This is a genomic window from Calothrix anomala FACHB-343, assembly GCF_014696435.1.
Classification (GTDB): domain Bacteria; phylum Cyanobacteriota; class Cyanobacteriia; order Cyanobacteriales; family Nostocaceae; genus Aulosira; species Aulosira anomala_A.
Map to the genome: position 1 here is coordinate 24,833 of NZ_JACJQG010000055.1, position 26,764 is coordinate 51,596.

29 protein-coding genes are annotated in these 26,764 nt (G+C 41.4%); 17 read left to right on the top strand and 12 right to left on the bottom strand.

Features of this window, described 5'->3' with window-relative positions; all coding sequences use genetic code 11:
* Positions 1-144: 144 nt before the first annotated feature.
* Positions 145-828: a polysaccharide deacetylase family protein gene (locus tag H6G08_RS26050; RefSeq protein ID WP_190548384.1), complete on the top strand. Its 684-nt coding sequence runs from the start codon at positions 145-147 to the stop codon at positions 826-828.
* A gap of 111 nt (positions 829-939) precedes the next feature.
* On the opposite strand, the gene H6G08_RS26055 is transcribed toward H6G08_RS26050, so the two are convergent.
* From H6G08_RS26055 to H6G08_RS26065, 3 genes are all read right to left on the bottom strand, one after another.
* Entirely contained in the window at positions 940-1,275 is a 336-nt protein-coding gene (locus H6G08_RS26055) for a helix-turn-helix transcriptional regulator (RefSeq protein ID WP_096642294.1), read from the bottom strand.
* A 293-nt stretch (positions 1,276-1,568) separates the two neighbouring features.
* Positions 1,569-2,831, bottom strand: coding sequence for a molybdopterin molybdotransferase MoeA (locus H6G08_RS26060; protein ID WP_190548386.1), 1,263 nt, complete (start codon positions 2,829-2,831; stop codon positions 1,569-1,571).
* A 93-nt stretch (positions 2,832-2,924) separates the two neighbouring features.
* Positions 2,925-3,149, bottom strand: a complete 225-nt coding sequence (locus tag H6G08_RS26065; RefSeq protein WP_190548325.1) for a hypothetical protein — start codon at positions 3,147-3,149, stop codon at positions 2,925-2,927.
* Positions 3,150-3,448: 299 nt separating this feature from the next.
* On the opposite strand from H6G08_RS26065, the gene H6G08_RS26070 reads away from it, so the two are divergent.
* The 4 genes from H6G08_RS26070 (at position 3,449) to H6G08_RS26085 (ending at position 6,733) form a co-directional block, all read left to right on the top strand.
* Entirely contained in the window at positions 3,449-4,006 is a 558-nt protein-coding gene (locus tag H6G08_RS26070) for an RDD family protein (protein WP_190548327.1), read from the top strand.
* Between the two features lie 43 nt (positions 4,007-4,049).
* Positions 4,050-4,244, top strand: a complete 195-nt coding sequence (rpmG, locus tag H6G08_RS26075) for a 50S ribosomal protein L33 (protein ID WP_086683484.1) — start codon at positions 4,050-4,052, stop codon at positions 4,242-4,244.
* Positions 4,245-4,246: 2 nt separating this feature from the next.
* On the top strand, positions 4,247-4,462 hold the full coding sequence (gene rpsR, locus H6G08_RS26080; protein WP_062296148.1) for a 30S ribosomal protein S18: 216 nt from the start codon (positions 4,247-4,249) through the stop codon (positions 4,460-4,462).
* A gap of 219 nt (positions 4,463-4,681) precedes the next feature.
* A complete protein-coding gene (locus H6G08_RS26085) occupies positions 4,682-6,733 on the top strand; it encodes a ribonuclease catalytic domain-containing protein (protein WP_190548329.1) in 2,052 nt (683 codons plus the stop codon).
* A 342-nt stretch (positions 6,734-7,075) separates the two neighbouring features.
* Here H6G08_RS26085 and H6G08_RS26090 read toward each other — a convergent pair whose 3' ends face one another.
* Positions 7,076-8,017: a glycosyltransferase family 2 protein gene (locus H6G08_RS26090; protein WP_313942794.1), complete on the bottom strand. Its 942-nt coding sequence runs from the start codon at positions 8,015-8,017 to the stop codon at positions 7,076-7,078.
* A gap of 250 nt (positions 8,018-8,267) precedes the next feature.
* On the opposite strand from H6G08_RS26090, the gene menB reads away from it, so the two are divergent.
* On the top strand, positions 8,268-9,101 hold the full coding sequence (menB, locus tag H6G08_RS26095; RefSeq protein WP_096642301.1) for a 1,4-dihydroxy-2-naphthoyl-CoA synthase: 834 nt from the start codon (positions 8,268-8,270) through the stop codon (positions 9,099-9,101).
* 284 nt (positions 9,102-9,385) lie between these two features.
* Here menB and H6G08_RS26100 read toward each other — a convergent pair whose 3' ends face one another.
* Positions 9,386-9,700 (bottom strand): hypothetical protein, encoded by a 315-nt coding sequence (locus H6G08_RS26100; protein WP_190548333.1) that lies wholly within the window; start codon positions 9,698-9,700, stop codon positions 9,386-9,388.
* 982 nt (positions 9,701-10,682) lie between these two features.
* On the bottom strand, positions 10,683-11,246 hold the full coding sequence (locus tag H6G08_RS26105; protein ID WP_190548336.1) for a DciA family protein: 564 nt from the start codon (positions 11,244-11,246) through the stop codon (positions 10,683-10,685).
* Between the two features lie 382 nt (positions 11,247-11,628).
* Between H6G08_RS26105 and H6G08_RS38330 the strand changes: the two genes are divergently transcribed.
* The 7 genes from H6G08_RS38330 (at position 11,629) to H6G08_RS26135 (ending at position 17,742) form a co-directional block, all read left to right on the top strand.
* Complete coding sequence (locus H6G08_RS38330; protein WP_277877856.1) at positions 11,629-11,763, top strand: hypothetical protein; 135 nt, start codon at positions 11,629-11,631, stop codon at positions 11,761-11,763.
* Positions 11,760-13,025 (top strand): hypothetical protein, encoded by a 1,266-nt coding sequence (locus tag H6G08_RS26110; RefSeq protein WP_190548338.1) that lies wholly within the window; start codon positions 11,760-11,762, stop codon positions 13,023-13,025. The genes H6G08_RS38330 and H6G08_RS26110 overlap by 4 nt, the downstream gene beginning before the upstream one ends.
* A gap of 177 nt (positions 13,026-13,202) precedes the next feature.
* A complete protein-coding gene (locus H6G08_RS26115) occupies positions 13,203-13,916 on the top strand; it encodes a PspA/IM30 family protein (RefSeq protein ID WP_190548340.1) in 714 nt (237 codons plus the stop codon).
* A gap of 157 nt (positions 13,917-14,073) precedes the next feature.
* Positions 14,074-14,856, top strand: coding sequence for a PspA/IM30 family protein (locus H6G08_RS26120; protein WP_190548342.1), 783 nt, complete (start codon positions 14,074-14,076; stop codon positions 14,854-14,856).
* Positions 14,857-15,082: 226 nt separating this feature from the next.
* The gene (locus tag H6G08_RS26125) at positions 15,083-15,418 is read left to right on the top strand and encodes a thioredoxin family protein (protein ID WP_190548344.1); all 336 of its coding nucleotides are present in this window, start codon (positions 15,083-15,085) and stop codon (positions 15,416-15,418) included.
* A 245-nt stretch (positions 15,419-15,663) separates the two neighbouring features.
* A complete protein-coding gene (locus tag H6G08_RS26130) occupies positions 15,664-16,869 on the top strand; it encodes an LL-diaminopimelate aminotransferase (RefSeq protein ID WP_190548346.1) in 1,206 nt (401 codons plus the stop codon).
* Between the two features lie 84 nt (positions 16,870-16,953).
* A complete protein-coding gene (locus H6G08_RS26135) occupies positions 16,954-17,742 on the top strand; it encodes an ABC transporter permease (protein ID WP_190548348.1) in 789 nt (262 codons plus the stop codon).
* 26 nt (positions 17,743-17,768) lie between these two features.
* Here H6G08_RS26135 and H6G08_RS26140 read toward each other — a convergent pair whose 3' ends face one another.
* The 3 genes from H6G08_RS26140 to H6G08_RS26150 all read right to left on the bottom strand — a co-directional run bounded on the left by H6G08_RS26140 (position 17,769) and on the right by H6G08_RS26150 (position 20,742).
* Positions 17,769-17,915 carry a hypothetical protein gene (locus H6G08_RS26140; protein WP_190548350.1) on the bottom strand — a complete coding sequence of 49 codons (147 nt, stop codon included), beginning with the start codon at positions 17,913-17,915 and terminating at the stop codon, positions 17,769-17,771.
* 3 nt (positions 17,916-17,918) lie between these two features.
* Positions 17,919-19,640, bottom strand: coding sequence for a serine/threonine protein kinase (locus H6G08_RS26145; protein WP_190548352.1), 1,722 nt, complete (start codon positions 19,638-19,640; stop codon positions 17,919-17,921).
* Between the two features lie 256 nt (positions 19,641-19,896).
* A complete protein-coding gene (locus H6G08_RS26150; RefSeq protein WP_190548388.1) occupies positions 19,897-20,742 on the bottom strand; it encodes an alpha/beta fold hydrolase in 846 nt (281 codons plus the stop codon).
* Between the two features lie 111 nt (positions 20,743-20,853).
* Between H6G08_RS26150 and H6G08_RS26155 the strand changes: the two genes are divergently transcribed.
* The gene (locus H6G08_RS26155; protein ID WP_190548354.1) at positions 20,854-21,189 is read left to right on the top strand and encodes a XisI protein; all 336 of its coding nucleotides are present in this window, start codon (positions 20,854-20,856) and stop codon (positions 21,187-21,189) included.
* 108 nt (positions 21,190-21,297) lie between these two features.
* Here H6G08_RS26155 and H6G08_RS26160 read toward each other — a convergent pair whose 3' ends face one another.
* The 3 genes from H6G08_RS26160 to H6G08_RS26170 all read right to left on the bottom strand — a co-directional run bounded on the left by H6G08_RS26160 (position 21,298) and on the right by H6G08_RS26170 (position 22,468).
* Positions 21,298-21,633, bottom strand: a complete 336-nt coding sequence (locus tag H6G08_RS26160; RefSeq protein WP_190548356.1) for a XisI protein — start codon at positions 21,631-21,633, stop codon at positions 21,298-21,300.
* Between the two features lie 95 nt (positions 21,634-21,728).
* Positions 21,729-22,064 (bottom strand): XisI protein, encoded by a 336-nt coding sequence (locus tag H6G08_RS26165; protein WP_190548359.1) that lies wholly within the window; start codon positions 22,062-22,064, stop codon positions 21,729-21,731.
* The gene (locus H6G08_RS26170) at positions 22,052-22,468 is read right to left on the bottom strand and encodes an element excision factor XisH family protein (RefSeq protein WP_190548361.1); all 417 of its coding nucleotides are present in this window, start codon (positions 22,466-22,468) and stop codon (positions 22,052-22,054) included. Before H6G08_RS26170 ends, H6G08_RS26165 begins: the two co-directional genes overlap by 13 nt.
* A gap of 340 nt (positions 22,469-22,808) precedes the next feature.
* Between H6G08_RS26170 and H6G08_RS26175 the strand changes: the two genes are divergently transcribed.
* The 3 genes from H6G08_RS26175 to H6G08_RS26185 all read left to right on the top strand — a co-directional run bounded on the left by H6G08_RS26175 (position 22,809) and on the right by H6G08_RS26185 (position 26,657).
* Entirely contained in the window at positions 22,809-24,629 is a 1,821-nt protein-coding gene (locus tag H6G08_RS26175) for an ABC transporter ATP-binding protein (RefSeq protein WP_190548363.1), read from the top strand.
* Positions 24,630-24,752: 123 nt separating this feature from the next.
* On the top strand, positions 24,753-25,079 hold the full coding sequence (locus H6G08_RS26180; protein ID WP_190548365.1) for a hypothetical protein: 327 nt from the start codon (positions 24,753-24,755) through the stop codon (positions 25,077-25,079).
* Positions 25,080-25,085: 6 nt separating this feature from the next.
* Complete coding sequence (locus H6G08_RS26185) at positions 25,086-26,657, top strand: metallophosphoesterase (protein WP_190548367.1); 1,572 nt, start codon at positions 25,086-25,088, stop codon at positions 26,655-26,657.
* Positions 26,658-26,764 lie beyond the last annotated feature (107 nt).

Consider the following 26,764-nt stretch of genomic DNA (forward strand, 5'->3'; position numbering starts at 1 on the left):
ACAACACAAATCTTTTGCAATCTGTCACGATCGAAACAAGACTTTGTGGAAAATCTGCCATGTCTGTACGATCTCTTGCAACTCAGTTGTGTTGAACTTGTGCAATGGCTACATCACCAGCAAATAATCCTCAATCTGATGAAAATGCAACTAGCTTCTGTTTTACCAATTCTTTATCGTCTTCTCCAACCAAGATTTAGCAATTGTTTGTGGAGTGGAGACGATAATTCGCGCGCGATCGCTCTAACATTTGATGATGGCCCTCATCCCCGCTATACTCCTGAATTATTAGCTGTTTTAGATCGTTATCAAATTAGAGCTAGTTTTTTTTGGTTAGGTGCTTGTGTCAACCGTTCCCCAGAGATTGCTAAAGCAATATGCGATCGCGGACACTGGATTGGATTGCATGGTTACGATCATCAATCTTTTCCCCTGTTATCCCCAATACAACTGCGAGATACCTTAGAAAAAACCCAAGCTGCTATATATACTGCTTGCAATCTTCCACCAGAACAAGTCAGGGATGTGCGTCCACCAAACGGTTTATTCACACCCAAAATTTTAAAATATTTACTACAGTGGAATTATCGCCCAGTCATGTGGAGCGTAGTTCCAGTTGATTGGACTAGACCAGGAATTTCCACTGTAACGCAGCGCGTTTCGCAACAAGTAAAAAATGGTTCCATCATTGTTTTACATGATGGTGCTTATGGCGGTCAAGATGTTGCTGCCACCAGCGAAATTTTAATTCCCCAGCTACTACAAAAAGGCTATCAATTTGTGACCATCGATACTTTTTGGCAACCAGTAAAAATTAAAAATTCGTAATTATTAATTCGTAATTAGTTGATGGCAAACACGCCAACTATCACAGAGTTACCTCTACAAGTCTACTATTCACCATTTTTTAATTACGAATTACGAATTACGAATTAGTAATTATTTACCATGTCCTATTGGTGCGACTTCAGCATCAGTACTGGTAGGAGGTGCAGGTTCCTCAGTTCCTAAAAGATGATGTATTTCACTTAATGAACTTGGTTGTGCTTCTGGTTGTTTTGGGGAATCGCCCATATATTCAATTAGGTCTTCTACTTGGCAATTGAGTGCTTTGCAAAACCTAATTATGCGTTCAATATGATCCGTCCCAGTTCTACCGCTTTCCCAGTTCTGGATAGTGCTTTCAGTCACACCTACAAGACGTGACAACTCAAGCTGGGTTAGCCCTGCCTTTTCCCGAAGCAAAGCGATCCTTGGTTTTGGCTTTTGTTTCACAGCTATAGCACTTGTTTTTGATTATTTATAGACGTAGATCCTAGCACCAAAAAAAAGCGGCGCTAAAAAAACACCAGAAAAAATTTGGTTCCGATTTGCTCCTTGAGAATGTTAAGTTTTACTATGTTCATACCAACAGGAATCTTAATCTTTTCTCTAGTAACTCAACTGTATTGAGTGATAGCTTTCCCCGTCATCAAGGGCGTTTTTGATGAAACCAAAATATGGAGAAACGATGACATATCCACCAAAATACGCAAGAAAAATTAACCCTAATTCCTAGCCCCTAGCCCCTAGCCCCTATTAAAATAAACTTCCACCTCTTCACCTGCTGAAATTAACGTTTTCCCCACCGGGATAACAGCTAGGGCATTAGTTTGTGCTAAATTAATTAAATTGCCCGAACTATGGCTACCGCCAGATGGAGAAAATTCATAAACACCATTAACTAACTGTAATTTTCCCCAGATATAAGTTTCCCGTTTACCATCCGATCGCAATTCTTGATGCGATCGCACTTTCACAAACTCGACTTTCCATCCTTGAGCTAATCCTGCTAATTTTTTAATTGCAGGTTGCACAAACCGCAAAAACGTTACCAACACAGCTGCAGGATTTCCCGGTAAGCCAAAATATATAGGAACTCTGTGATTATTATCCCCCTCATCAACCGTTGGGGGAAATGTCGCCACAGTGAGGGGTTTACCCGGCCTCATTGCCACAGCACGGATATGAATTTGCGCTTGTAGCGTTGCTAAAATTTGCTCAACATAGTCATAATCGCCAACCGAAACCCCACCAGAAGAAATTACTATATCAGCATGAGCGATCGCCTCAGTAATTGTTTTTTGCAGCGCTGCTGGTTCATCCTTGACAATCCCTAACATTAAGGGTTCAGCACCGCTTTGTCTCACCAAAGCAGCCAACGCATAAGCATTAGAATCAACAATTTGTCCTGCTGCTAGCGGTTGATCGATGGTTACTAATTCATCCCCAGTAGAAAATATTGCTACAATTGGAGTGCTGTAAACACTCACTCGCCCACATTGCGCAGCCGCTAACACAGCAATTTCCGCCCCATTTAATTTAATCCCTGCTGGTAATAATTGTGTCCCAGCTTGGTAAAATGAAGCTTGACGCCGGACAAATTCTTGTGGTTTTGGTGCAGCTAGAATTTGGACAAAATTCTCCTGTTGACTTGTCCTTTCTTGCATAACTACAGTATCTGCACCTTGAGGCATCACCGCACCAGTAAAAATCCTTGCAGCTTGACCTGCTTGAATTATAGACTGGGGTTGATATCCAGCCGGAATTGACTCAACAATTTCTAAAACTGCTGGCTGTTCGGCGCTACAATGTTGCACATCTGTGTAGCGCACAGCATAACCATCCATTGCTGAGTTATCCCAATGGGGAAAATCTAAATTACTGGTAACGGGTACAGCTAAAATTCTACCTGCGGCGGCGAATAAATCTACAACTTCGGTGTCACGCTGATGATCTAGGGGTTGGACTAAATTTAAAATAATTGCTTCGGTATCGCTGACTGAATGCATAGCGATCGCTATTACGATATTGCCAAAAAACATTGTAACAATCGTCATTGCACCCGAAGCAAAGTTTCAGTATACCAATTCTCAATCTCATCCCTAACTCTTACACCAAAGTTTCAACAACCATCTATTAGATTGTTGGTCTAATGCTGGGAAGACACGACTACCAAAAACATCCTGCCATACTTCCATACCGTGCTGTTTGACCAAATTTGTTTGTAATTGTTGAAAACGCGCATAATCGCGGTCACTAATGGCAGTTAGTATGGGAATAATTGTACTAACTGGGATTTGTACTGCTTTTGTGTTGATAAATTTCATTAGGAATAATCCTCAAAATATAAATAATTACTAGTCGTGCTTATTATCACCAAGTATTTTCCCCAGGGTCTGGCAATTACGTCACTGGCAAATTCAGTATAAATCTATGGGATTCATCTGTGATAATACTCGATATTGTTGATTTCTCCTGGTCTACTATTCAAATAACTAACTCCCTTATTTTTGGTGATTTAACACCTATTCAGTACTTAAAAACACACTTCAATAATAACTATAAAGGCACAAAATCATTCTGCAAACATCCATAAAAATACTGAAAACAATATTGAATCAATTCTATGACTATTGCCAGAGTCCCCCAAAAACACTATCCCAAAGCGGAAATAAAAAGACGCGCTATGGCCTTAGGGCTAGATTTCCTCGTTGCTTGGTTAATTAGTTCTTTATTGAGAAGCAATAACCCAGGTATTCAATTTGTCCAAATTTTCGTATTTGTGATAGCTTGGCTAGTTTTACGAGTGCTAGTAGCCTATAACAATCAAGGACAAAGCCTTGGGCGTTGGGCATTTGATCTGAAAGTATTGGAAGTGGAACAAGGGCAAATAATCGGGAGAATTCCCGAATTACTAGCACTAGTTAAACGAGAAACAATTATTGGCGTAAGTGCGCTATTTATCTCCATTGCTCTAGGCAACATTAGTACCAATCCCACTGCTATACTGCTAGTACTTCCTCTGGCTATTGACTGTGGAGCTGCCTTCTACGATCGCCAAATGCATCAGGCATTGCACGATCGTTATGCGAGAACTACCATAGTTTCCTCACGTCGTGGTTATTCCCTCGATATAAAAATCAAGCGAATAGTTGAAAATATCCAACGGAATGTGAGAAGATAGTCATTTGTGTTAATTCTCTCCAGGCTTTACGGTTTGTAAGATTATGGCTAAGAGTAAAGGTGTCCGCATAATCGTGACCCTAGAATGTACCGAATGTCGCACTAACGCTAACAAGCGTTCTCCCGGTGTTTCCCGGTATACCACTACGAAAAATCGGCGTAACACCACCAACCGATTAGAACTGAAAAAGTTCTGCTCTCATTGCAATACACACACAGTCCACAAGGAAATCAAGTAAAAATGAGCTACTATCGTCGTCGTCTATCTCCGATTAAGCCGGGAGAACCAATCGATTATAAAGATGTTGATTTGTTGCGCAAATTTATCACCGAGCGCGGTAAAATCCTACCTCGGCGGATTACAGGACTAACATGTCAGCAACAGAGAGACTTGACATTAGCAATTAAACGTGCTCGAATTGTAGCTTTGTTGCCGTTCATCAACGCAGAAGGTTAATTCGAGTGGCGATTGAGAATTTTAGGTTATGGATCTTTTCTAGCAGCTACTTTTAATATGAAAGTGGCTGCAAATTTTCAGATTCCACAATCTAAAATCTCCTGAAGTCAGTGTAAAATCATCTTTTGCATATAAAAAATCATGAGATTTTGGATTTGGTAGTCAATATTCAATCCAAAATCTAAAATTTACTAGTTAACTAAATTAAGCGCGAGAGTTGTGGAAAAGGGGACGCTGGTTGAATTTAGGGTTCAAGGCGATCGCCGTCTGGGAGTAGTAGATCGCCCAGACGGAAAGACCCGTTGGTTTGTGGTAGATGAACGCGGTCAATCCCACAGCCTCGCGCCGAGACAAATTACCTATACAGTTACCGGACAAACATACAAGTCGGCTGACATACCGCAGTTTTTAGAACAAGTAAAGCCATATTTAGACCCATCCAGCTTAGAAGTAGCCTGGGAATTATTAGTTGAGGATGGGGAATCGGTAACCCCATCACAAATGGCTAACCTACTATTTTCCGAATCAGAACCGCCTCATTGTTACGCCGCCCATTGCTTGTTATCCGATGACAAACTCTATTTCAAGCAAAAAGGAGACGGTTACGAAACCCGGACAACAGCCCAGGTAGCCGAACGAAAACACCAGCTAGAAGTAGAATCGCAAAAAGCCAGGGGACAGCAGGAATTTTTAGCCCGTGTCGAACAAGCCCTAGCAGGTGAAACAGTAGATTGGCAACGTCCAGACCGCCAGCGCTTAGAAGCGATTGAAAAATACGCCGCCCTCCTCGCTGATGTGGTGCGGATGAGCGTAAATTACGATTCCTTATCTCGGGCCTATCCTCCCCCAGGCCCGGTATTAGAAACAATGACCATGCTGGGACGACAAGCAACGCCCCAAGGAGCATTTCAACTATTAGTTGACTTGGGTTGGTGGAGTCCCAATGAAAATTTGTTTTTGCGTCGTTCAGCAATTCCGGTTCAATTTCCTAGCAAGGTATTAGAAGTGGCGCAACAGCGTTTGGATTCCCCACCCGCAGATCTAGATACAGACCGTATAGATCTGACTCATCTCAAGGTATATACAATTGATGACGAAAGCACCACAGAAATCGATGATGGTCTAAGTTGGGAATTACTCCCCGATGGTAGAGAGCGGCTGTGGGTACATATTGCCGATCCTACGCGGTTGTTAGCGCCAGAGGATGATTTAGACCTAGAAGCCAGAAAACGCGGTAGTACCGTTTATTTGCCAACAGGAATGGTACCCATGTTCCCGGAAGTTTTAGCAACCGGGCCGATGAGTTTGGTACAGGGGCGAGTTTGCTGTGCCCTCAGTTTTGGCGTAATTTTAGATTCCACCGGCAAAGTCGAAGATTACAGTATTCATCCCAGCACAATTAAGCCCACATACCGCCTCACCTACGAAGATGTAGATGAGATGCTAGAATTAGGCGTTCAAGCAGAACCAGAAATTGCAGCTATTTCCACCTGGGCACAGCGCCGGAGAACTTGGCGTTATAACCAAGGCGCAATCAGTATTAATATGCCGGAAGCCGCCATCAAAGTCAAAGGCGACGAAATCAGCATTGATATTTTAGATGATTCCTCATCCCGGCAATTAGTCGCAGAAATGATGATTTTAGCCGGTGAAGTAGCCGCCCGCTACGGTCAAGAGCATAAAATACCCTTACCATTTCGCGGTCAGCCACAGCCAGAATTACCGCCCGAAGAAGAATTACTCCAGCTACCCGCAGGGTTTGTTCGCGCCTGCGCTATGCGTCGCTGTATGCCTAAAAGCGAAATGAGTATTACCCCCGTGCGTCACGCCGGTTTGGGTTTAGATACATATACTCAGGCCACTTCTCCGATTCGCCGCTACAGCGATTTACTCACCCATTTTCAACTCAAAGCCCATTTGCGGGGCGAAGTTTTACCATTCTCCGCCGAACAACTCAAAGAAGTGATGATGACTGTCACCAGCATCACTCAAGAAGTGACAATGGTAGAACGGCAAACTAATAGATATTATGCTTTAGAATATTTACGCCGTTACCCAGAGCAAGTTTGGCAGGTAACAGTATTAATGTGGCTGCGGGAAGACAGCAATTTAGCGCTAATTCTATTAGAAGATTTAGGGTTACAATTGCCCATGTCTTTTAGACGTTCGGTAAATTTAGGCGAACATTTATTAGTTAAAGTCAGCCTTGCCGACCCGCAAAAAGATATGATTCAGTTTCAAGAAATAATTTATCAAGAAGCTTTGAATTAGTGATTGGTCATTAGTCATTGGTCATTGGTCATTTGTAATTTTTAGAGTTAGAAACCTAAAATTGTGTAGGTTGGGTTGACGTAAGGAAACCCAACACCAGCATCTATGTTGAGTTTTTGAAATTCATGTTGGGTTTCGCAAAGCCTCAACCCAACCTACATCTAATGCACTATTTTAGTTATGTCAGTCCACTACACATAGTTAAATTTTTTCAATAATCAAATCGGATTTCTATAGCATTAGTTATCACAATTATGATATTTCAGAATTAGTAAATAACATTCGTAGCTTGGTTAAAGTTTGGGTAAATCCAACAAACCCTGCAAAAAGCTTTGAAAATTTCTAACCCCTAGCCTCTAATTGCGCGTAGGCTTCATATACGCCTTTAACGTTGTACCAATTGAGAAAGATTCGGGCAATTTCTAAAGCTAATTGGGGTTTACCTAAATTAATTAACCATTGCAAAAATGGTGCCATTGTCCGCTCATTTAGTGAACCATTCAGTGAGAGAATACCCCAAAGTAAGCGGTGTAACCAAGTCATTTGGATCATCATCCGCACTTCCCAAGTTGGGTGCTTTTGATAAAATAAAACGCCCATACGTCCGCGTTGAATTTCTTTATCAATTAAGTTAGGAATTTGTTCTAAATTAAAGGCTGGATGCCAATGGTAACCTACGGCTGCTGGACATTTAATTAATTGTAAACCGAGATTTTTTAGCCTCACGCCTAGTTCTAAATCTTCCCAGCCATAAAGTTGAAAGCTAGTGTCAAATAGTCCAGCTTTTTCTAACCAATGTTTAGGAATGGCTACGTTTCCTGTAGCAAAGAAAGCCGCAGAAAAATCTGTGACTTTATAAGGTTCAGCAGTGGGATTGTCAAAATTACAAGTATTAATGACTGCACCATAGGTAAAAAAGCGATCGCTTCCTAATTTCTTCTGCCCTTGCACCAGTGCATCAGCATGAGATTGTAAGAAATTTTCTAGTACGACTAGATCGCTATCAATAAAGATAATCGTGTCCCCTCGTGCTTGTTCTACACCCAAATTCCTCGCCGCCGCAGGGCCTTTGTGGTCTTGTTCAAAACATCGCACGTGAGGAAATTCTTCTTTATGGGCTGCTAACCATTCCAAAGTGCTATCCGTAGAACCATCATCTACCAAGACAATTTCGTAACCTGCGATCGCAGTTGGCAAAGAAAATTTCTGTACTTCCAAAGCGCGGAGACACTTTTCTAAAATTGGTTGGCGATTATAAGTTGGTATTACAACACTGAAAAACACAGTCTCACCCACAAGATTATTACCCTTCTCCAGAATAGGACAACTGTAGCATTGGCGCTGTTCCTGGTTTGAAAATGGGCATTGGGCATTGGGCATGGGGCATTGGGCATTGGGCAAAAGTCAATAGTTATTTGCTTCCTTGTCTTCCTTATCTCCCTTCCATCTGTTTCTTCGCTAATTGCGCTAGAAGCGATCGCTTGTCCCTAAGTCCGCGCTAAAATTCTCAAGCACAATAGCGGATTCCACAGCAATGGAAATTAACTGGGAAACAGCCAAAACTTACGAAGATGTTTTGTATCAAAAAACCGATGGTATTGCCAAAATTACCATCAATCGTCCCCACAAACGTAATGCTTTCCGCCCCAAAACTATATTTGAACTGTATGATGCTTTTTGTGATGCCCGCGAAGATACTTCTATTGGCGTAATTTTATTTACTGGTGCAGGCCCCCATACTGATGGTAAATACGCTTTCTGTGCTGGTGGCGATCAGAGTGTCAGGGGTCATGGCGGTTATTTAGATGAAGATGGAACTCCCCGCTTAAATGTACTGGACTTACAACGGTTGATTCGTTCCTTACCAAAAGTTGTGATTGCTCTAGTAGCAGGATATGCGATCGGTGGTGGTCATGTCTTGCACCTGATTTGTGACCTGACTATTGCGGCTGATAATGCTATTTTTGGGCAGACTGGCCCGAAAGTTGGGAGTTTTGATGGTGGATTTGGTGCTAGCTACCTCGCCCGCATTGTCGGACAAAAAAAAGCTAGAGAAATTTGGTTTCTCTGTCGTCAATATAACGCCCAACAAGCCCTAGATATGGGTTTAGTTAATACCATTGTCCCAGTCGAACAACTAGAAGCTGAGGGTATTCAATGGGCGCAAGAAATTTTAGATAAAAGCCCCATTGCTATTCGCTGTCTCAAAGCTGCATTGAATGCTGATTGTGACGGACAAGCTGGTTTGCAAGAACTCGCGGGTAATGCCACTTTACTTTATTACATGACACAAGAAGGCGCTGAGGGGAAACAAGCATTTTTAGAAAAGCGATCGCCTAATTTTCGCGATTTCCCTTGGTTACCCTAAAATAGGGCAAAAATAGCCCCTGTTAATAGGGGCTATTTTCTCAGAAGATTGACAGCACCAAAAATTTTAAAGGCAAATATTAATTGCAATCAGAATACAAACTCATACCAGTTTGGATGCAATAGTTATTGTTTCTCTTCGGGAGAAATCTTCACTACACTAGCAGTATTTTTCACCTCAAACCTATCTAAAAAAGATAGCCATAAATTAAGACAGCAGTCTAAGATAGCGGCTAAACTTTTTGGCAAATCCAAAATTGGTAGTAGTCAGGGAATAAAAGATGGCTAAATCAGTACTTTCTCTGTTTTTGTCGGTTCGGCTGTAAAAACAGGAGTTTCTGGGACGGAAACAAGAGTATTATTTTCTAATTCTGAACCTACGCTGGGAGATGCAACTATAACTGGTGTTGCATCTGGTAAACTCCAAGCACCTTCTAAAGTTTCCCAGGAAGGAGCAAAAGGTGGTAGTGCTAACGAGCAAGCTTTCCAAGTTCCTTGAACTGGGGCCCCTAACTGTTGGCACATTCCGCCACGGCGACCTTCTGGTTGATAATGGCGACAATATCTACAGGCAGATGTCAAAAATTTATTAGGTTTCATTTGAGGCTCATCTTTTAGTCCCATTTAGGGCTAATTTATGTCTCTATATTTTCCTTCTAGATATAAATACGTAGTAGAGCCAAAATGCATTAATTGGTCTACGTTGTAGCGATCCCCAGTCAAATTTTAGCTTTAGGATGTTTTTATAATTCTGTTATATTTTTCAATGTTAATTGTTTTATGGACATGCTAAATTTTGACTAAAAACAATTGGGGATCAAGGCTAAAATAATAAACTTGGATTTGTCCAATTTATTAATTTATATCCTAAGGAATAGGAACTGAGGTAGAGTCAAGCAGCTTGTTCTCATACTTTTGAGGTAATTTACTGGAAATTATCTAGAATTCAAAGACTATTACCAATGGTAGGGAATTGGTAATTTCTGTGCGGTAATTTTTCCTTAACCGCCCCTGGCTTTTGGAGATTGCTGATAATTAATTTCAGCGCCTGCTTGACTAAAATTTTTGAGGATAGCCGTCAAAAATCAGTTCAGTATCATTGATACTGAATGCAAATTAGCAAGTTTGTTGCCAATAATGTTTTTGTCTGAGGGTCTTGAGAGTAAACGCTCAAAAATCTTCCAGACTGCCTAACTAGAGAATTTTGCAGATGGCATAAGTATATCTACAAAACTCACAATAGTAATTTAGCAATCATCGGAAAAATAATTTATAAATTCAACATAAAATTCCAATGGGTGGGTTATAGGGATTGGGGATTGGTGGTGTTATTGCGCGTTGAGACAGTTGCTAGCAATAGTTTTTGTTAGCAACAACTTCGAGCAACAGTGTTTGTCAGTAAAGTTGTTGAGTAAAAATCTGTTCTAAAAAAATGAATCATTATTATTTATCCCAATTTCGGATACAAATAAACACAGATATATAAAGAAAAATTAAGGAATCTCAAGATAAAAGGCAATTTTCCCATTAGGCAAGGGATTGAGGCGGTTAAGAAAAGGACAAAAAAATAACTGATGACCATTCACAACTGTTTAGCGGCACAAAAAGCACAAATCTGCCAACGCTGAAGTTCACCAGGAGGTGTGGGAGATTGACACTGGGGACAAAGCGGTAAACTTTGCGATCGCGTTTGGATTAACTTTGCCCAACGCCCAAAAGCTGTATTGGCATTATTTATATCAGTATTATTGGCATGAGGGGATGCGATCGCACTTTTAGAGGTAGTCGCATCATCTACATAACTAGGATGTTGCGATGGCAAAACTTTTGTTGGTAACTTGACTTTTTCTGGCGAAGATTTCCACCCAGCAGTCGAAAAGCGAATATCCACCAGACAGATGCTGAGTTTTTCATTTAACGTTAACAATAGAGTTTGACGTTTAAAAGTCAGATTCTGTGCCCAAGCTGCGCTAGAAGTCGCTACCCACAGAACATCTCGCTGGATTGATAATGGTCGAGTATGTTTGTTAGCAACAACTCCCACAACTTCTGCCCAAATTTTCAGCACCAGTTGCAAAGGTTGTTCTTGCCATTGAGCCTGCTTTTGGAGAATATCTAGAATATCATTAACTGATTCAAAGGACATCTTGCAAGAAAAGAGTAAAAATTGAGCTGAGGTCTGGGATCTATACTAAAAAAATTCATTCAAGATACTAAAAAAATTAGCCAGCGCCTTGCGGAGAGCGCTGTATTTCTGAAGCAGCACAGTCTGGCAGGTTTCCGCACCACTTGCTACAACGGGGAAGCAGCTAATCTACTTTTAAGTTGCACAATCCATTGTGAGGGCTGTTGACTGTTGACTGTTGACTGTTGACAGCCCTGATTAGTAGTTATGCAATTTAGATGCGCATTAGCTTAGATGCTTGTAGGGTAGCCAATGTCCAGGGGCATTTTCCCGATATTGGCGACTTATGTGTGACTGTAACAACTTGTTGATATTTGTTCTAATTATGATTAAGAGATTCACCGTGACTTTAACACGGCTGGTTCAACTAGTTTTAGCTGTGGATGGGATACTATTAACCATCTTTGCAGCAGCAGAAAGTAAAAATTCATCTCTAGATATGTCCGGCTTTGTATCAGTTTTAGGGAGCAGGCAATGAGTCAAAATCCGCGAGTAAATTCTGACACTCAATTGTCTAAAACACCGACTTTAAAGCCAGTACTAGCAGCAGCACTGGCGAGTTTAGAAGTCCAGTTAGATCGGGAGTTAGCTAGATACCGACGTACACGCAACACTTCTAGGTTACCAAATTCTGCACGTGTAATTAGTTATGTCGGTAGTTCACCGCAAGCGATCGCGGCGGCTATTATGGAGCAGTCTCAAGCAGCACAAACCAAACCCAGTATTCCACCATCTGTAGCACCGTCTGTGACAGCTGATACGCCAGCAATGGAAGCAGTTACAGAGCCAGCCGAGTTAGATGAAATGGATCATTTGCTGTTATCTTCTACTCCAGAAGTGACCCAAACACCGCCACCGCCACCGCCGCCCCCAGTGAATCCTACTACCAGCATCATACCAACAGGACAGTCACAGCAAAATAGTAATGGCTTAAAAGCAGATGACACCCCGATTGAGCCGGAGGATTATTTAGAATCTAGCGAAGCACTGCTGCGGAGCGTCACGGATGAAGAACCGCAAAAGAAAAAGCCCAGCACGGCTAATGATGGTTTACTCTCACCGTTGGGTATAGGTTCGATGCTACTGCTTTTGGTAGCAAGTCTGACGTTGGGGTATGTAATTTTCAATCCCAAAGGTTTGACTCATTTGAACCTGAGTAAATTATTTAGTTCTCAATCTTCTACCTCTACTACCCCTACAGAAAAAACTACAGTTCCTGTAGGCAATACCCCAGCCCAACCAGAACCAGTACTCACGCCCATACCCAAGTATCCCAATCTGGCGACTAAAGAGTTTCCCGAAGTCAACGATCCTAATGATGTTGTCGGCTTACAACCAAAAGGACAAGAAACTCCCCGCACAGCGCCCAATCCTGTGCCAATACAACCAGTTAATCCCCCCATTCAACCGCCTACACAAGTAGCTCCCCCACAAGCTGTAAATCCCCTGACAGTAGCGCCATCACCGCAGGCGCAACCAGTAACGCCTAGCACGCCAACCAGCAGTCAAACACTACCCAATCCCCAACTCAAACCCTCAGCAGATGGTTTTTATCATGTAGTGATTGATAATGAGAGCGATCGCACTTTTGCCTCAGTACGGCGAGTAGTTCCCGATGCTTATTTATCAACCGATAACAAATTTATTTTCCTGGGTGCTTTTAAAACTCAAAAAGAAGTTCAAAAACAGCTACAACTACTAGAGAAAAACGGAATTCAAGCTAGAGTGCAGCAGCCATAGGGTATTGGGCATGGGGCATGGGGCATTGGGCATTGGGCATTGGGCAAAAGTCAAAGAGAATTCTTAATTTTGAATTTTGAATTTTGAATTTTGAATTGTTTGTCCTCCTTGTCCCCCCTGTCCTCCTTCCCTTCCCCTGCCCCCTACGTGACTGGCAAAAGTGAATGGAGAGCCGACATGGAAGTGATGAAGCGTATCCTGCGGGTGGTACAAGCGAATCTGAATAGTTTCCTCAACAGTACAGAAGATCCAGAAAAGGTTTTGGAACAGACTGTGATGGAAATGCAGGAAAATTTGATGCAACTGCGGCGGGGAGTTGCAAGTGCGATCGCCATTCAAAAACGGACGGAACGACAGGCGGCGGCGGCTGAGTCTACAGCCGAAGAATGGTATCGTCGCGCTCAATTGGCGCTGCAACAAGGAAACGAAGCTCTAGCTAAGGAAGCCCTAACTAAACGGCGAGTTTATCAGGAAACTGCCAAAGCGCTCTTGAGTCAAAGAATAGAGCAAGCTGAAGTGGTGGATAAACTGAAAAAGGATATGCGGACGCTAGAGTTAAAAATAGCGGAAGCAAAAACGAAAAAAGATTTGTACATTGCCCGCGCTCGTTCGGCAGAAGCCTCCTTTAAGCTTCAAGAGATGCTGAGTAGTGTTTCTGCCACTAGCAGCTTAAATGCCTTTGAGCGCATGGAAGAAAAGGTTTTGCAGCTAGAGGCACAATCAGAAGTTATAGCTCAATTGGGTGGTGATGAGTTACAAAAAAAATTTGCGGCGTTGGAAGCTACGGATGATATTGACACCGAGTTAGCAGCAATGAAACTACAGGTTGTAAATGATGCTGCGGAAGTACGTCCAAAACAACAGCTACCCAAAAGTCAAGAGCCAACATGATGGGCAATTGGGTAAGTGGGAGTATATCTTAACAAATAAGGGGTGTTGGGAGGTACTGTTCCTGGCTGGAAAGATTACATTGGAATAAGTAGCTATTAAACAGTAAAAGCTTAACTGCCAACAAATTGCGTAAACAACACAAGGAAAAAACAAACTTATGGGATTATTTGATCGTATTAAGCGAGTAGTCAGTGCTAACCTCAACGACCTGGTAAATAAAGCTGAAGATCCTGAGAAAATGCTAGAGCAATCTATCCTGGAGATGCAGGAAGATTTAGTTCAGCTACGTCAGGGTGTGGCTCAAGCGATCGCTGCCCAAAAACGCACTGATAAGCAGTACAATGATGCCCAAAATGAAATCACCAAATGGCAGCGCAACGCCCAACTAGCCCTGCAAAAAGGTGATGAGAACCTAGCAAGACAAGCCCTAGAACGGAAAAAGACTTACACTGAAACTGGCACCGCCCTCAAGGCTAGCTTAGATCAGCAAAACGTTCAAGTCGAAACCCTCAAGCGCAACCTGATTCAGCTAGAAAGCAAGATTTCTGAAGCTAAAACCAAGAAAGAAATGCTCAAAGCGCGGATTACCACTGCTAAAGCCCAAGAGCAACTGCAAAATATGGTAAGCGGGATGAATACCAGCAGTGCATTAGCAGCCTTTGAGCGCATGGAAGAGAAGGTTTTACTACAAGAAGCACGCGCTCAATCAGCCGCCGAGTTAGCTGGTGCTGACTTAGAAACCCAGTTTGCGCGTTTGGAAGCTGGTAGCGATGTTGATGATGAATTAGCCGCTTTAAAAGCCCAAATGACTTTAGGCCCTGCTAGTTCAGCCAATCAACCCCAACTACCACCACAACAAGAAACTACCCAACCTAAAGCTAATAATGATGTAGTAGATTCTGAGTTGGAATCCTTACGCAAACAATTGGATCAAATGTAATTTTGTTTTATAACTTCTTCCAACTAGTCCCACACCTTTAGGTTGTGGGATTTTGCTTTTTTAGTCAAAAGTCAAAAGTCAATAGTCAATAGTCAATAGTCAATAGTCCAAATGTTGACTGTTGACTGTTGACTGTTGACCGTTGACCGTTGACCAATGACCACTCAGATTGAGATACAGTATTTTGTGTGCCCACTTTGATCGATGCCACCCGATGGAGACTGTAATGAGTACAGGTGTAATCACCATAACTGATGCTAATTTTGAAACCGAAGTTTTAAAAGCTGATTTACCAGTATTGCTTTACTTTTGGGCTTCCTGGTGCGGGCCTTGTCAACTAATGTCACCAGTAATTAACCAGACTGCTAACAAGTATGGCGATCGCCTAAAAGTAGTTAAAATGGAAATTGACCCCAACCCATCTACTGTTAAAAAATTCCAAGTGGAAGGCGTACCTGCTATCAGGTTAGTTCAAGGTGAAAAACTATTGGCATCCACTGAGGGAGTCATGAGTAAAGATAAATTAATCAGCCTCTTAGATGAATATTTCAATAAAAATTAGTCACGGGTTTCAAGCCCAGCTTGCTGACTTAATCTGAGGTTGTCAATTTTGGATGAAAAAATCAAAATCCAAAATTTAATTAGGCTTTATTAGCTTTTCTACTTCCGAATTTCTTCGGGAGTAGATGTAAAATCGAAGATTTTTTATCCCAGCCCATACCTAAAGGTACGGGCTTAATCTATCATTGAACATCCTGAAGTTAAAATTGGTTGGCTATTGATTATAACTATTGAGTATTAACAACTATGGAATTTGCCAAGCGGTTACAACCCCTGCAATCTAATGTCTTTGCAGATATGGATAGAGCTAAGGCTGCGGCTTTGGCTGCTGGACGAGAGATAATTGATTTATCGTTAGGATCTTCAGATTTACCAGCAGAAGCTCATGTAATTGAAGCGATCGCGCAATCGTTGTACGATCCGAGTACTCACGGCTATTTGCTGTTTCACGGTACTAAAAGTTTTCGGCAAGCGGCTGCTAATTGGTATGAAAATAAATTTGGTATTAAAGTTGACCCGGAAACTGAAGTATTGCCGTTAATTGGTTCCCAAGAAGGTACGGCACATTTACCTTTAGCAGTCTTAAATCCGGGAGATTTCGCCTTATTACTCGACCCAGGCTATCCTTCTCACATGGGCGGAGTTTACTTAGCTAGCGGTCAAATTTATGCCATGCCATTACTGGAAGAAAATAATTTCTTACCAGTATTTAACGATATTCCGGCTCCGGTTGTGGCACAGTCGCGGATGATGGTGTTGAGTTATCCTCATAATCCTACAGCTGCGATCGCGACTTTAGAATTTTTCCAAGAAGCTGTAGCTTTTTGTCAGCAACATAATATCGTCTTAGTTCACGATTTCCCCTATGTAGATTTGGTATTTCCAGAGAATGAGGATAAAAATCAGGCTGATACCCAAGCTTTAGTACCCTCAATTTTACAAGCTGACCCAGACAAAAGTATCTCGATTGAATTTTTCACCCTGTCCAAGTCTTATAATATGGGCGGTTTCCGGATTGGTTATGCGATTGGTAATGCGGAATTAATCCGGGCTTTACGTCAAGTCAAAGCAGCAGTGGACTTTAATCAGTATCGGGGAATTTTGAACGGTGCGATCGCGGCTTTAACAGGTTCCCAAATTGGCGTGGAAAAAGGAGTTGCTATCTTCCGTCAGCGTCGCGATACATTCATTAATGCTTTACACCGTATTGGCTGGTATGTTCCCACTCCCAAAGCCACAATGTATATTTGGGCAAAGTTACCTGCAAATTGTAGTTTAAATTCTCAAGAATTTTGTATTCAACTAGTTAAGCAAACTGGTGTAGCAGCTTCTCCTGGTTCTGGTTTTGGTAAATCGGGTGAAGGTTATGTTCGTTTTGCGTTAGTACATGAACCAGCTATTTTAGAAACTGCTGTTGAGAGAATAGCTGAGTTTCTCAATTCTCTGAGTTAAATCAATTCGTAGTAAGGACTTCATTCCTTAATTTTTAAGCACTCAAGTGCTTACTACAAACTCTCAAAATAAATGCGGTAAATCATGCAGCGAATAATTAGAAAAGCGCTAACTTTGCTCTCAGTTTACTACGCTTATATGCTTGAGTACCGAGCAGAAATGATTTTATGGGTATTATCTGGTTCTTTACCAATTATATTCATGGGTATTTGGATACAAGCGGCTCAGAGTGGACGTTTAAATTTAACACCTGTAGATTTTGCTCGGTATTTTTTAACAGTTTTTATTATTCGACAATTTACTGCTGTTTGGGTAATTTGGGACTTTCAACGAGAAGTAGTAGAAGGGAAACTTTCACCTAGATTAATCCAACCTTTAGATCCTGTATGGCATCACTTTGCTGGACATGTTGCCGATAGATTTGCTAGGCTTCAGTTTACATTAATATTGATTGTATTATTTTTTATTTTATATCCTCAAGCTTTTTGGATACCAAATTTGGGTAGGTTCTTGCTATTTATATTATCAGTAATCATGGCATTTATTTTAAGATTTCTGATTCAATATACCTTTGCGATGTTCGCTTTTTGGACAGAAAGAGCTATTGCTTTAGATAATCTTTGGTTATTATTTTATTTATTTCTCTCTGGAGTTATTGCACCCCTAGAAGTATTTCCCGAAAGTGTCAAAGCCGTACTGATTTGGACACCTTTTCCTTATTTAGTGGATTTACCAGCCAATATTTTAATTGGGCTACCTATAGATATAGGGCGGGGATTTTTAGCTTTGCTAGGGTGGATATTAATATTTTTAGGTGTAAATCGCTTGCTTTGGCGCATGGGTTTAAAGCATTATTCTGGTATGGGCGCTTAGAAAATTCAAAATTCAAAATTCAAGTTTCAGGTTTGAAAAATATTGGTGTTGACTGTTGACTGTTGACTGTTGACTGTTGACTGTTGACTGTTGACTGTTGACTGTTGACAACCTAATCCTTTCAACCTGTGGTAAGGGTGGGGAAACCCCACCCCTACGATTGTTACATGCATTCGCTATAAATTATTGGGTATGGTTTTAAATTTTTCGGCTGAACCTAAAGAATAATCATCTAATTTAAAATCTGCAAACGGTTTCTTCTCTAAGCGATTTCTCAAGGCTTCATCAACAATTACACCTGATGATTTATTTTTGACGCCAATAATAATAATACTTCTTTGATATGCAGTTAAATCTTGACTGGCTTGACAATCACTGCGTTGAAATTGTCCTAAATTTAATAAGCGATAACCCTTAACGCTGGGTGTATTACTAAATAATTTCTTAGCTAAAAGTTGGATTTGCTGAGAACGTTCTAAAGCGCGGCGTTGTTCAATTGCTGTATCACCTTCGCAAGAAGCTGTACCTACAGAGATAATCTCACTGGGATTTTCCATTATCTTCTGAATACCTTCTTGTTCTAAGTTTAACTTTAAGGCTTCCAGACTGATAACTTTATCGTTATATTTAATTTGGAAGTTACTGCCTAAAAGCCATTTATATTCTATAGATAAAACAGCGATATTAAACTCAGCGCTTCTACCTTGACTATCTTGCCCTTCTACATAAGGGAAATAATCTACTTTACCTTTTCTTTCTGGTGCTTGTCCATAATTAGGTAAGGAATTAAATTTGAGATTTCCTAAAAATAAAGCTATTAAACCTAGTAACCCTAATGATGCAAGTAAAGCAGCGATTAATGCAATTAAGGGGAGTTTTTCTGGTGGTTTTTCGGGAGATTTAACAGTTTTAATTGCTGGTGCAGGTAACTGTGCGGTTTGGTGAGTATCCGGTGCAGTTACTGTTGTAGTTGTAGTTATACTGGCATTTAATATTTTTTCAATTTCGGCTAATTTATCTAAAATTGCTTGAGCAGTGGCGGGACGGTTTTCAATTTCCGGAGCCATTAACCAATCAATTAAATTTAATAATAAACTGGAAATATTATTTGTCCGATTTCGCCAATGCAAAACATTATGCTGAATATCGTACATTTCTAAAGGATGGTAACCTGTGAGTAAAAATACAAAGGTGCGTCCTAAAGCAAAAAAATCTGATTGGGGTACGGCTGCGCCATGCATTTGTTCTGGAGCGCTATAGCCAGATGATAAAATTGCAGTTTCCCCATTTAAAGATTGGGCGAATTCTTTAGCTGTGCCAAAATCTATTAACACCAAATCTCCCCCATCTTTTTTACCTTGGGTATCTGGTGAACTGCGCAGCATAATATTACTAGGTTTAATATCCCGATGTAGATATTGCTGGCTATGTAAGACTGCTAAAATCTCTAGTAATTGTCTCAACCAATATATAGCTTGTGTTTGGGCAATTGGGAGATTTTCTTGTTGTTTCAGCCATTGATCTAAATTCAGTCCGTCGATTTTCTCCATTGCTAGACAGTGCAATAATAAACCGTTGCGGGTTTGATATTGAAAGTAGCCATCGACTTGAGGTATACCGGGATGATTTAACTGTTTGAGTACGGTGACTTCTTGCTGAAATAGTTCGACTAACTCAGGTTCATTAGATAAATTTTCTCTGAGAACTTTGATGATTTTTGGTGTATCTTGTTCGTATGCTTCGTATATCCTACTAAAACCAGTTTTTTCACTTAATAAGCGCGTGACACGGTAGCGTCCTAAAAGTTGTAATTGGGAACCACAACTTTGACAAAAACGATGTTCCTCCTGGCTGGATTGATTGGGTTGAGGACAAACTGGATTAATACAAAGGCTCATGATTAGTTAATAGGTAATATTTAAGAATTAAGGATATAGAAGCAAGAATGGCTAGAAATTTTTTGCCGCAAAATTAATTACAGACAAACTTTGATATCAAAACTTCTCTACATCCTAGTGCAAGTCGGCGGAAATAAACTACCCATTCCAAATCAACAAAAAGCTTACTCTTTCTTAATTTTGAATTTTGAATTTTGAATTTTGAATTCCGCCCTGCGGTACTAGCTTTGTGCAAGCTGTCTATATCCTGCATCCTTCAAACTTTACATTTGTGTTGATTTAAGAATGCTGCTACAGTTTGGTTAAAGGCTTCTGGTTGTGTCAAGAAAGGCCAATGATTTCCGGGAACTTGGCAGATGCTTAAGTTTTTTAGATGAGTTTTGTAGGGTTTAAGTTGCCAATCTTGACGATTTACGCCTTTTTGGGGTTGGATGAAGAGAGTTGGTAAATAAACTGGCTCTGTTAACCCAGGTAGGCGCATAACATCTTCAAAAATGCGATCGCGGGCGGCTATAGTAAATTTACTCCCCCAACTACCATCAGGCTTTTGTTCAATTCCCGCATCAAAGACTTGCTGATGTAAATCAGTCCAACCTTGATATTGGCTTAATTGTTGCGCTTGCTGTTTGGCTGACTCGTAACTAACAAAAGGCCCCATACTTTTAAGAAATGGTAACACCCGGTATAACAGGGGAAATGTCAGTTTAAAGTAGCTGGGCATTTTCCAGATGAAGATTGGATCTATCAAAATCATACTCCGCAACCGTTCGGGATTTTGTCTCGCCCAGATAGCGGCTAATTTACCCGTCCATGAATGACTGACAACATGGGCACTAGACCATCCTAAACTATCCATGAGGGCTTCTAAATCCGCGATCGCACTTTCAAAGCTATAATCATCTTCCGGCTTGCTGCTTTCGCCATGACCGCGCATATCTGGGGCAACTATATGGTAATCTGCGGCTAGATAATCCCCTAAGCTAGACCATACTAGAGCATTGTCGGCTAAACCATGTAATAGCAATAAGGGTTCTTGACCTTGGTGCCACTCTAAGTAAGACAGTTGAATGTCAGACTTGGAGAAGGTTTGACGTATAGGCATCATTACATATCCACCCACAGATAGAACTTCGCGCTTATATGTTATCGCGAAAAGAAAAATGCTTGCACTGTGGGGAGGATGTTGTTGGTGAATTATGGAGGTGATTGTGTCATGGACACACTAGAACAATATCGCCAATATGTCCAAGTAATTTTAACTAAATATGCTAATTACAAACCTCATCGAGAAGAGGTTGAAAACGAGTTAATATTTGATACATTGCACGATCATTATCAGTTAATGCGTATAGGTTGGCATGGTTTAAGTCGGGTTTATCACATTGTCATGCATTTTGATATTAAAAACTATAAAATATGGATTCAGCACAATATGACAGATGTAGATTTAGCAGAAGAACTCTTGGAGATGGGAGTACCAAAAGAAGATATTGTTTTGGGTTTACAGCCACCTTATAAACGTCCTTACACGGGATATGGAGTGGCTTAATAAGAAGCTAACCTAGTTATGATAATTGCATAACTGATTTCTCTAATTTTTTAGCTTTACACTGTGCGATCGCATTCATCAAAAAAGTGCGATCGCATTTTTGTCCAATCAAGCAACTGCAAAATCAGTGTATTGTCTCACATCTTCGGGATGAAAAGCTAAAACAATTTTATCTTTAGGAATTCCTGCTGATACTAGTTCATTAGCAATACCATATTCAGTTCCATCACGCTGAATCCAAATTTTTCCATTAATAATTTCAATATGGATAATGCAACCATGAACTCTTTGTTCTCCTTCCCATCCCAAAGTCATGACTATATAATTAGTAGCTGTGCGATCGATGATAAGTTTTATTTCTAATTGCCGATTAGCGTAGGGTATTTTTATATATTCGTTCAGAATTTTCTCGATAATTTTTTGATATATTTCTAAGGTATCCATTGCACAATTACCTCTTGCTTTCGGTCAAATGTCAATAAACGTAAGCGATTCCTAATATCCTCTGACTGTGGTTCAAATACAAGTAAACTTGTTATTTAACCCACAGCATAATCTGTAAATTGGCGTTTAAATGGCGAATGAAAGCCGATGACAATATCTTGCTTGGGGATACCTAAAGAAGCTAAATCTTCTCCTACTTCATTTTCTGTACCATTGTGTTGCAGCCAAACCTTACCATCTTTAATATCTAAATGTAAAAAACAACCATAAACACGACGTTGATTTTTCCAGCCGACATTTACAAGTTGATAGTGGTGATGTTCTGTATCAAAAATTAATTGGGTTTCAATTTCTGGGTCTTTACTAGAAATTGCCGCATATTCTTGGAGAAGTTGCTGAATTATTTGTTGGTATTTTGTTAGTTTATCCATTCGATAATCTCCTCCGTTGCAGGCTGATAAGTAATCAATTTTAGTTGATATGTTTTGATAATATTTTGCACAAGTCTGATAGTAAAGAAGGAAGTATATGTATCGAGGGGAACCGCTAAATAGAGAGTACGGTCTGGTTCTTGTTCAGATAATGCTAGTCGATAGTTGATAAACTGTCCTAAAGCTGTGTGAAATTCAGAAATCGCAGATGTTTTAAAAAAGCTTTTAATTTCAACAGCAATTTTTTCACCCTCTCTTTCTGCTGCTAGAATTTTTTCTGCGCCTAAGTCGATGTACATATCCCCTAACTCGAAACTGACTGGTAAGGGATCGTGGGTAATTTTCCACCCTTCTTTTTCTAGCCCTTTTTTGACTGCGTTGTGAAAGATATCTCTGACTGGCATAACATAACATTATAAAGGGTTTTCTATACGGTTATACTTCCGTTCATCAGGTGAAAAACGAGTAAATCGGGGGTTTGAGGAAAATTCTCATTTGTTACAAGTAGTTTGGCAGTTCAAAGCCTATTAACCGAGTTCAAAGCCTCATTCACGAGGTTCTTTTTTAAGTTCGCATCCTTTTGCCCACCTTCGTAGGCTGAAGAAAATTAGCCCACGCAGGTAAGCTCATGTAGCGTTAGCCCCACCCTTCTAGGGTGCGGGCGGTATATCGGTTTGGCGATTGTAGATACTTCCATCGATATTACCCAGCGATCGCACTGTTTTTCGCGCTATAAACAGAATAATGAAGACTCAAAAGACACGAAAGGCTCTGCGACAATCACTAGCTGTCTTCCGTTACAGTGGAAGGGCTATTGCGCTAGTGTGGACTACTAGTCGTAGTTTGACAATTATTCTGGCTAGTTTAACTTTAATTGCTGGTTTGTTACCGGCTGCGATCGCTTATCTCGGCAAGTTAATAGTCGATGCGGTGGTGTTCTCGGCTCAAGCTGGTATTAATGGTGATATTTCCCGCCCATTATTATATGTAGCATTAGAAGCGATCGCTGTCATGTTATTGGCTGGCAGTCAGCGCGGTTTGATTGTCTGTCAATCACTGTTACGCGCACTACTCGGTCAGCGCGTGAATGTACTTATCTTGGAGAAGGCGCAGACATTAGATTTAAAGTATTTTGAAGACTCGGAATTTTATGATAAACTCCTCAATGCTCGCCGGGAAGCCTCGGTACGTCCCCTTTCTTTGGTAAATCGTACCTTTGGACTGGTGCAAAGTGCCCTGTCATTGGTGACTTACGGAATTTTATTAGTCAAGTTCTCGGTGTGGGCGGTGATTGTGCTGATTGTAGCCGCCATGCCTGCCTTTATTGCGGAAACTAAATTTGCTACCCAAGCTTTTCGCCTGTTTAGTTGGCGCGCGCCTGAAACTCGTCAGCAGCATTATTTAGAAAATCTCTTGGCGCGAGAAGATTATGTCACGGAAATTAAACTCTTCCAACTAGGGGGAATGCTGCTGCGGCGATATCGCAACATTTTTCATCAACTCTACGGTGAAGATAGGGACTTAACTCTGCGCCGGGGATTGTGGGGTTACTTGTTGAGTTTGGTAAGTACCGCCGCTTTTTACCTCGCATACGCTTGGATTGTCATCGAAACGGTGCTAGGGAAAATTTCTTTAGGGGATATGACAATGTATCTCACCGTTTTTCGCCAAGGGCAGTCAACTTTTGCGGCTGCTTTAACTTCTATTGGCGGGATGTACGAAGATAACCTGTATCTTTCTAATCTTTACGACTTCTTAGAAGAAGAATCACCCCAACCTTGGGGTACAGTCACCATTGGTATCAATCCTGAAGATGGGATTCGCTTTGAAAATGTCTCCTTTACCTATCCCGGAAACAGCAAGCCGGCATTAAACAATATTTCTCTACATTTAAAACCGGGGGAAAAACTCGCCATCGTCGGGGAAAATGGTTCCGGGAAGACGACTTTAATTAAATTACTCACCCGACTATACGCGCCAGACTCCGGGAAGATTTTTCTTGACGGTGTAGATTTGCAAGAATGGGATATAGAAGTCTTGCGGCGGCGAATTGGCGTGATTTTTCAAAACTTTGTCCGCTATCAGTTCACAGTCGGGGAAAATATCGGCGTTGGCGATGTGGAATATTTAGATGATAGCCATCGCTGGCAAAATGCCGCGCAAAAAGGCATGGCGGAACCGTTTATTCACCAATTACCCGATAATTTTAGCACCCAACTAGGGCGATGGTTCAAAGGCGGACATGAACTTTCTGGGGGACAATGGCAAAAAATCGCCCTTTCCCGTGCCTTTATGCGGACTAGAGCCGATATTTTAGTCTTAGACGAACCCACATCAGCAATGGATGCCCAAGCGGAGTTTGATATTTTCAATCATTTTCGCACCGTCACCCAAAATCAGATGGTATTCTTGATTTCTCACCGCTTCTCCACAGTCCGCATGGCAGATAAAATCATGGTGATTGAAGCCGGAAAAGTTGTAGAACAGGGAACTCATGCAGAATTATTGGCAGCTGACGGACAATATGCCAAGCTTTTCTGGTTACAAGCGGCGGGGTATCAATAGGGCATGGGGCATGGGGCATTGGGCATTGGGCATTGAGTGTTGGGTATGAGGCATTGGGCATTGGGCTAGGAATTAGGGGCTTTGAAGTTGGAAGTTAGACTTTTAATCGCGGAGGTTGCGGTTTTGAACAAGTCAATTGCAGCTTTTATCTCGGAAGTTGCGACTTTTATCTCGGAAGTTGCGGCTTTTATCTCGGAAGTTGCGGCTTTTATCTCGGAAGTTGCGACTTTTATCTCGGAAGTTGCCGCTTTAAACCTGAACGTTGCAGCTTTTATCTCGGAATTTGCGCCTTTGATGTCGGAAGTTGCAGCTTTTATCTCGAAAGATGCATCTTTAAACCTCAACCTTGCACCTTTCAGCCTCACTATTCACCAATGCCCCATGCCCAATGCCCAATGCCCCATGCCCCATGCCCAATGCCCCATGCCCCATGCCCAAATTATGGAGTAATTACTAATGAAATTAATATCTGAACCTACAGTTCCTGTGAAAATTCACAAAATGCAGGAAAGGGTACGCTGGTTGCACCCCAATATTGTAGAACGGGGAATCGACCAAACTAGTTTAGTAATTGACGATCGCCAAAATGATAATTCAGAATTCTCTTTTTTGGTGATTGGCGATAGCGGTACTAAGTCTCATTACGGTTACCACCCCCAGCGTCTAGTGGCAAAGCTGATGCTAGAACATAAAGCTGAAAGCAGTTTTGTATTGCACACAGGCGATGTAATTTATGTGGTAGGTTCCCATGAATATTACCCAGCAAATTTTATTGAACCTTACCGGGAATTCCTGGTAGGTGGAGAAAATCCCAAAAATATTGCTTACGATCGCATGGTGTTTAATTTACCTTTTCTGCCGGTCTTGGGCAATCACGATTATTATGATGTGCCTTTGATGTATCGTCTCTTGACAGGCAGTACCCTGCGCTTGCGGCGGATGTTACGCTACAAGGATTTTGAAATTGGTTGGCATGGTTCCAATCAAGGCAATGCTTATGCTAAGGCGTTTCTCGATTATCTCGCTAGTATTGCCTCTCCTGAGCAGTTAAAAGAGCATTTAGACAATCATTACACCGCCAAAGTAGATACCGGCAGATGTTTGCGCTACGAACCGGGAATTTTTACCCGTTTACCTAACCGTTATTACACTTTTAGGTATGGCGGTATAGATTTTTTCGCTCTCGATTCCAATACATTTAACGATCCTTCGCCTTTACCAACAACTCAAGCAGGGGATCTGTCCCGGCGAGAACTGCAAAAGCAGCGCCAGGAGATAGATAGAGAAGAAGAACAGATTTTAGAATTGAGCGATCGCCTCAATCCCGATAACCCGGAAGATGCGGAACAACTCGATGACCTAAGTGCCAAATTAGACCAAATTAATGAGGTGAAACTCGACATTGAAAAACAACTCACAGCCCATACACCAGCCACCATTGACATAGAACAACTAGATTGGTTGCGTCAACGGTTAATTGAATCTTGGCATAACTCAGAAGTTCGCGGACGGGTTATTTATCTCCACCATCCCCCCTACGTCACCGAAGCCACGAAATGGCATCAAGCCCAAACTTTAGCCGTGCGTCACCGTTTGCGCTGGGTATTTCAACAAGTAGCCGAAACTCTAGGGAAGCAAGTCACAGAACGCCCCATAGTAGATTTAATTCTTAGCGGTCATGCCCACTGTCTTGAATATCTCCGCACCGTTGATACTGGTTACGCTGACTCCCATATCAACTATATTATCTCCGGTGGTAGCGGTCGCCGCCCCCGTCGCCAACGTCCAGAAGGTAGTGAATTATTAGAGACTTTCAGCGAGATTCCCGAAACTCCCACCCGCAAAGTCGCCGACTCCCTACTTTATTTAGGGCGCACAGGCTACGGTTTCCAAAAGAAACTAGCATATTCCTGCGCGCGCATCGATGTTCATGAAGGTACACCACCCAAGTTTACCGTCAGACCCCTAGTTACAGAACGCTCTGGGGAAAATTGGTCTCATAGTCCAGTTGAGCCGTTTGTAATTTAGGCAGGGAAGGGGGCAAGGGGGACAAGGAGGACAAGGGGGACAAGGGGGACAAAATCAATTCAAAATTCAAAATTCAAAATTCAAAATTAAGAATTCTATTTGACTTT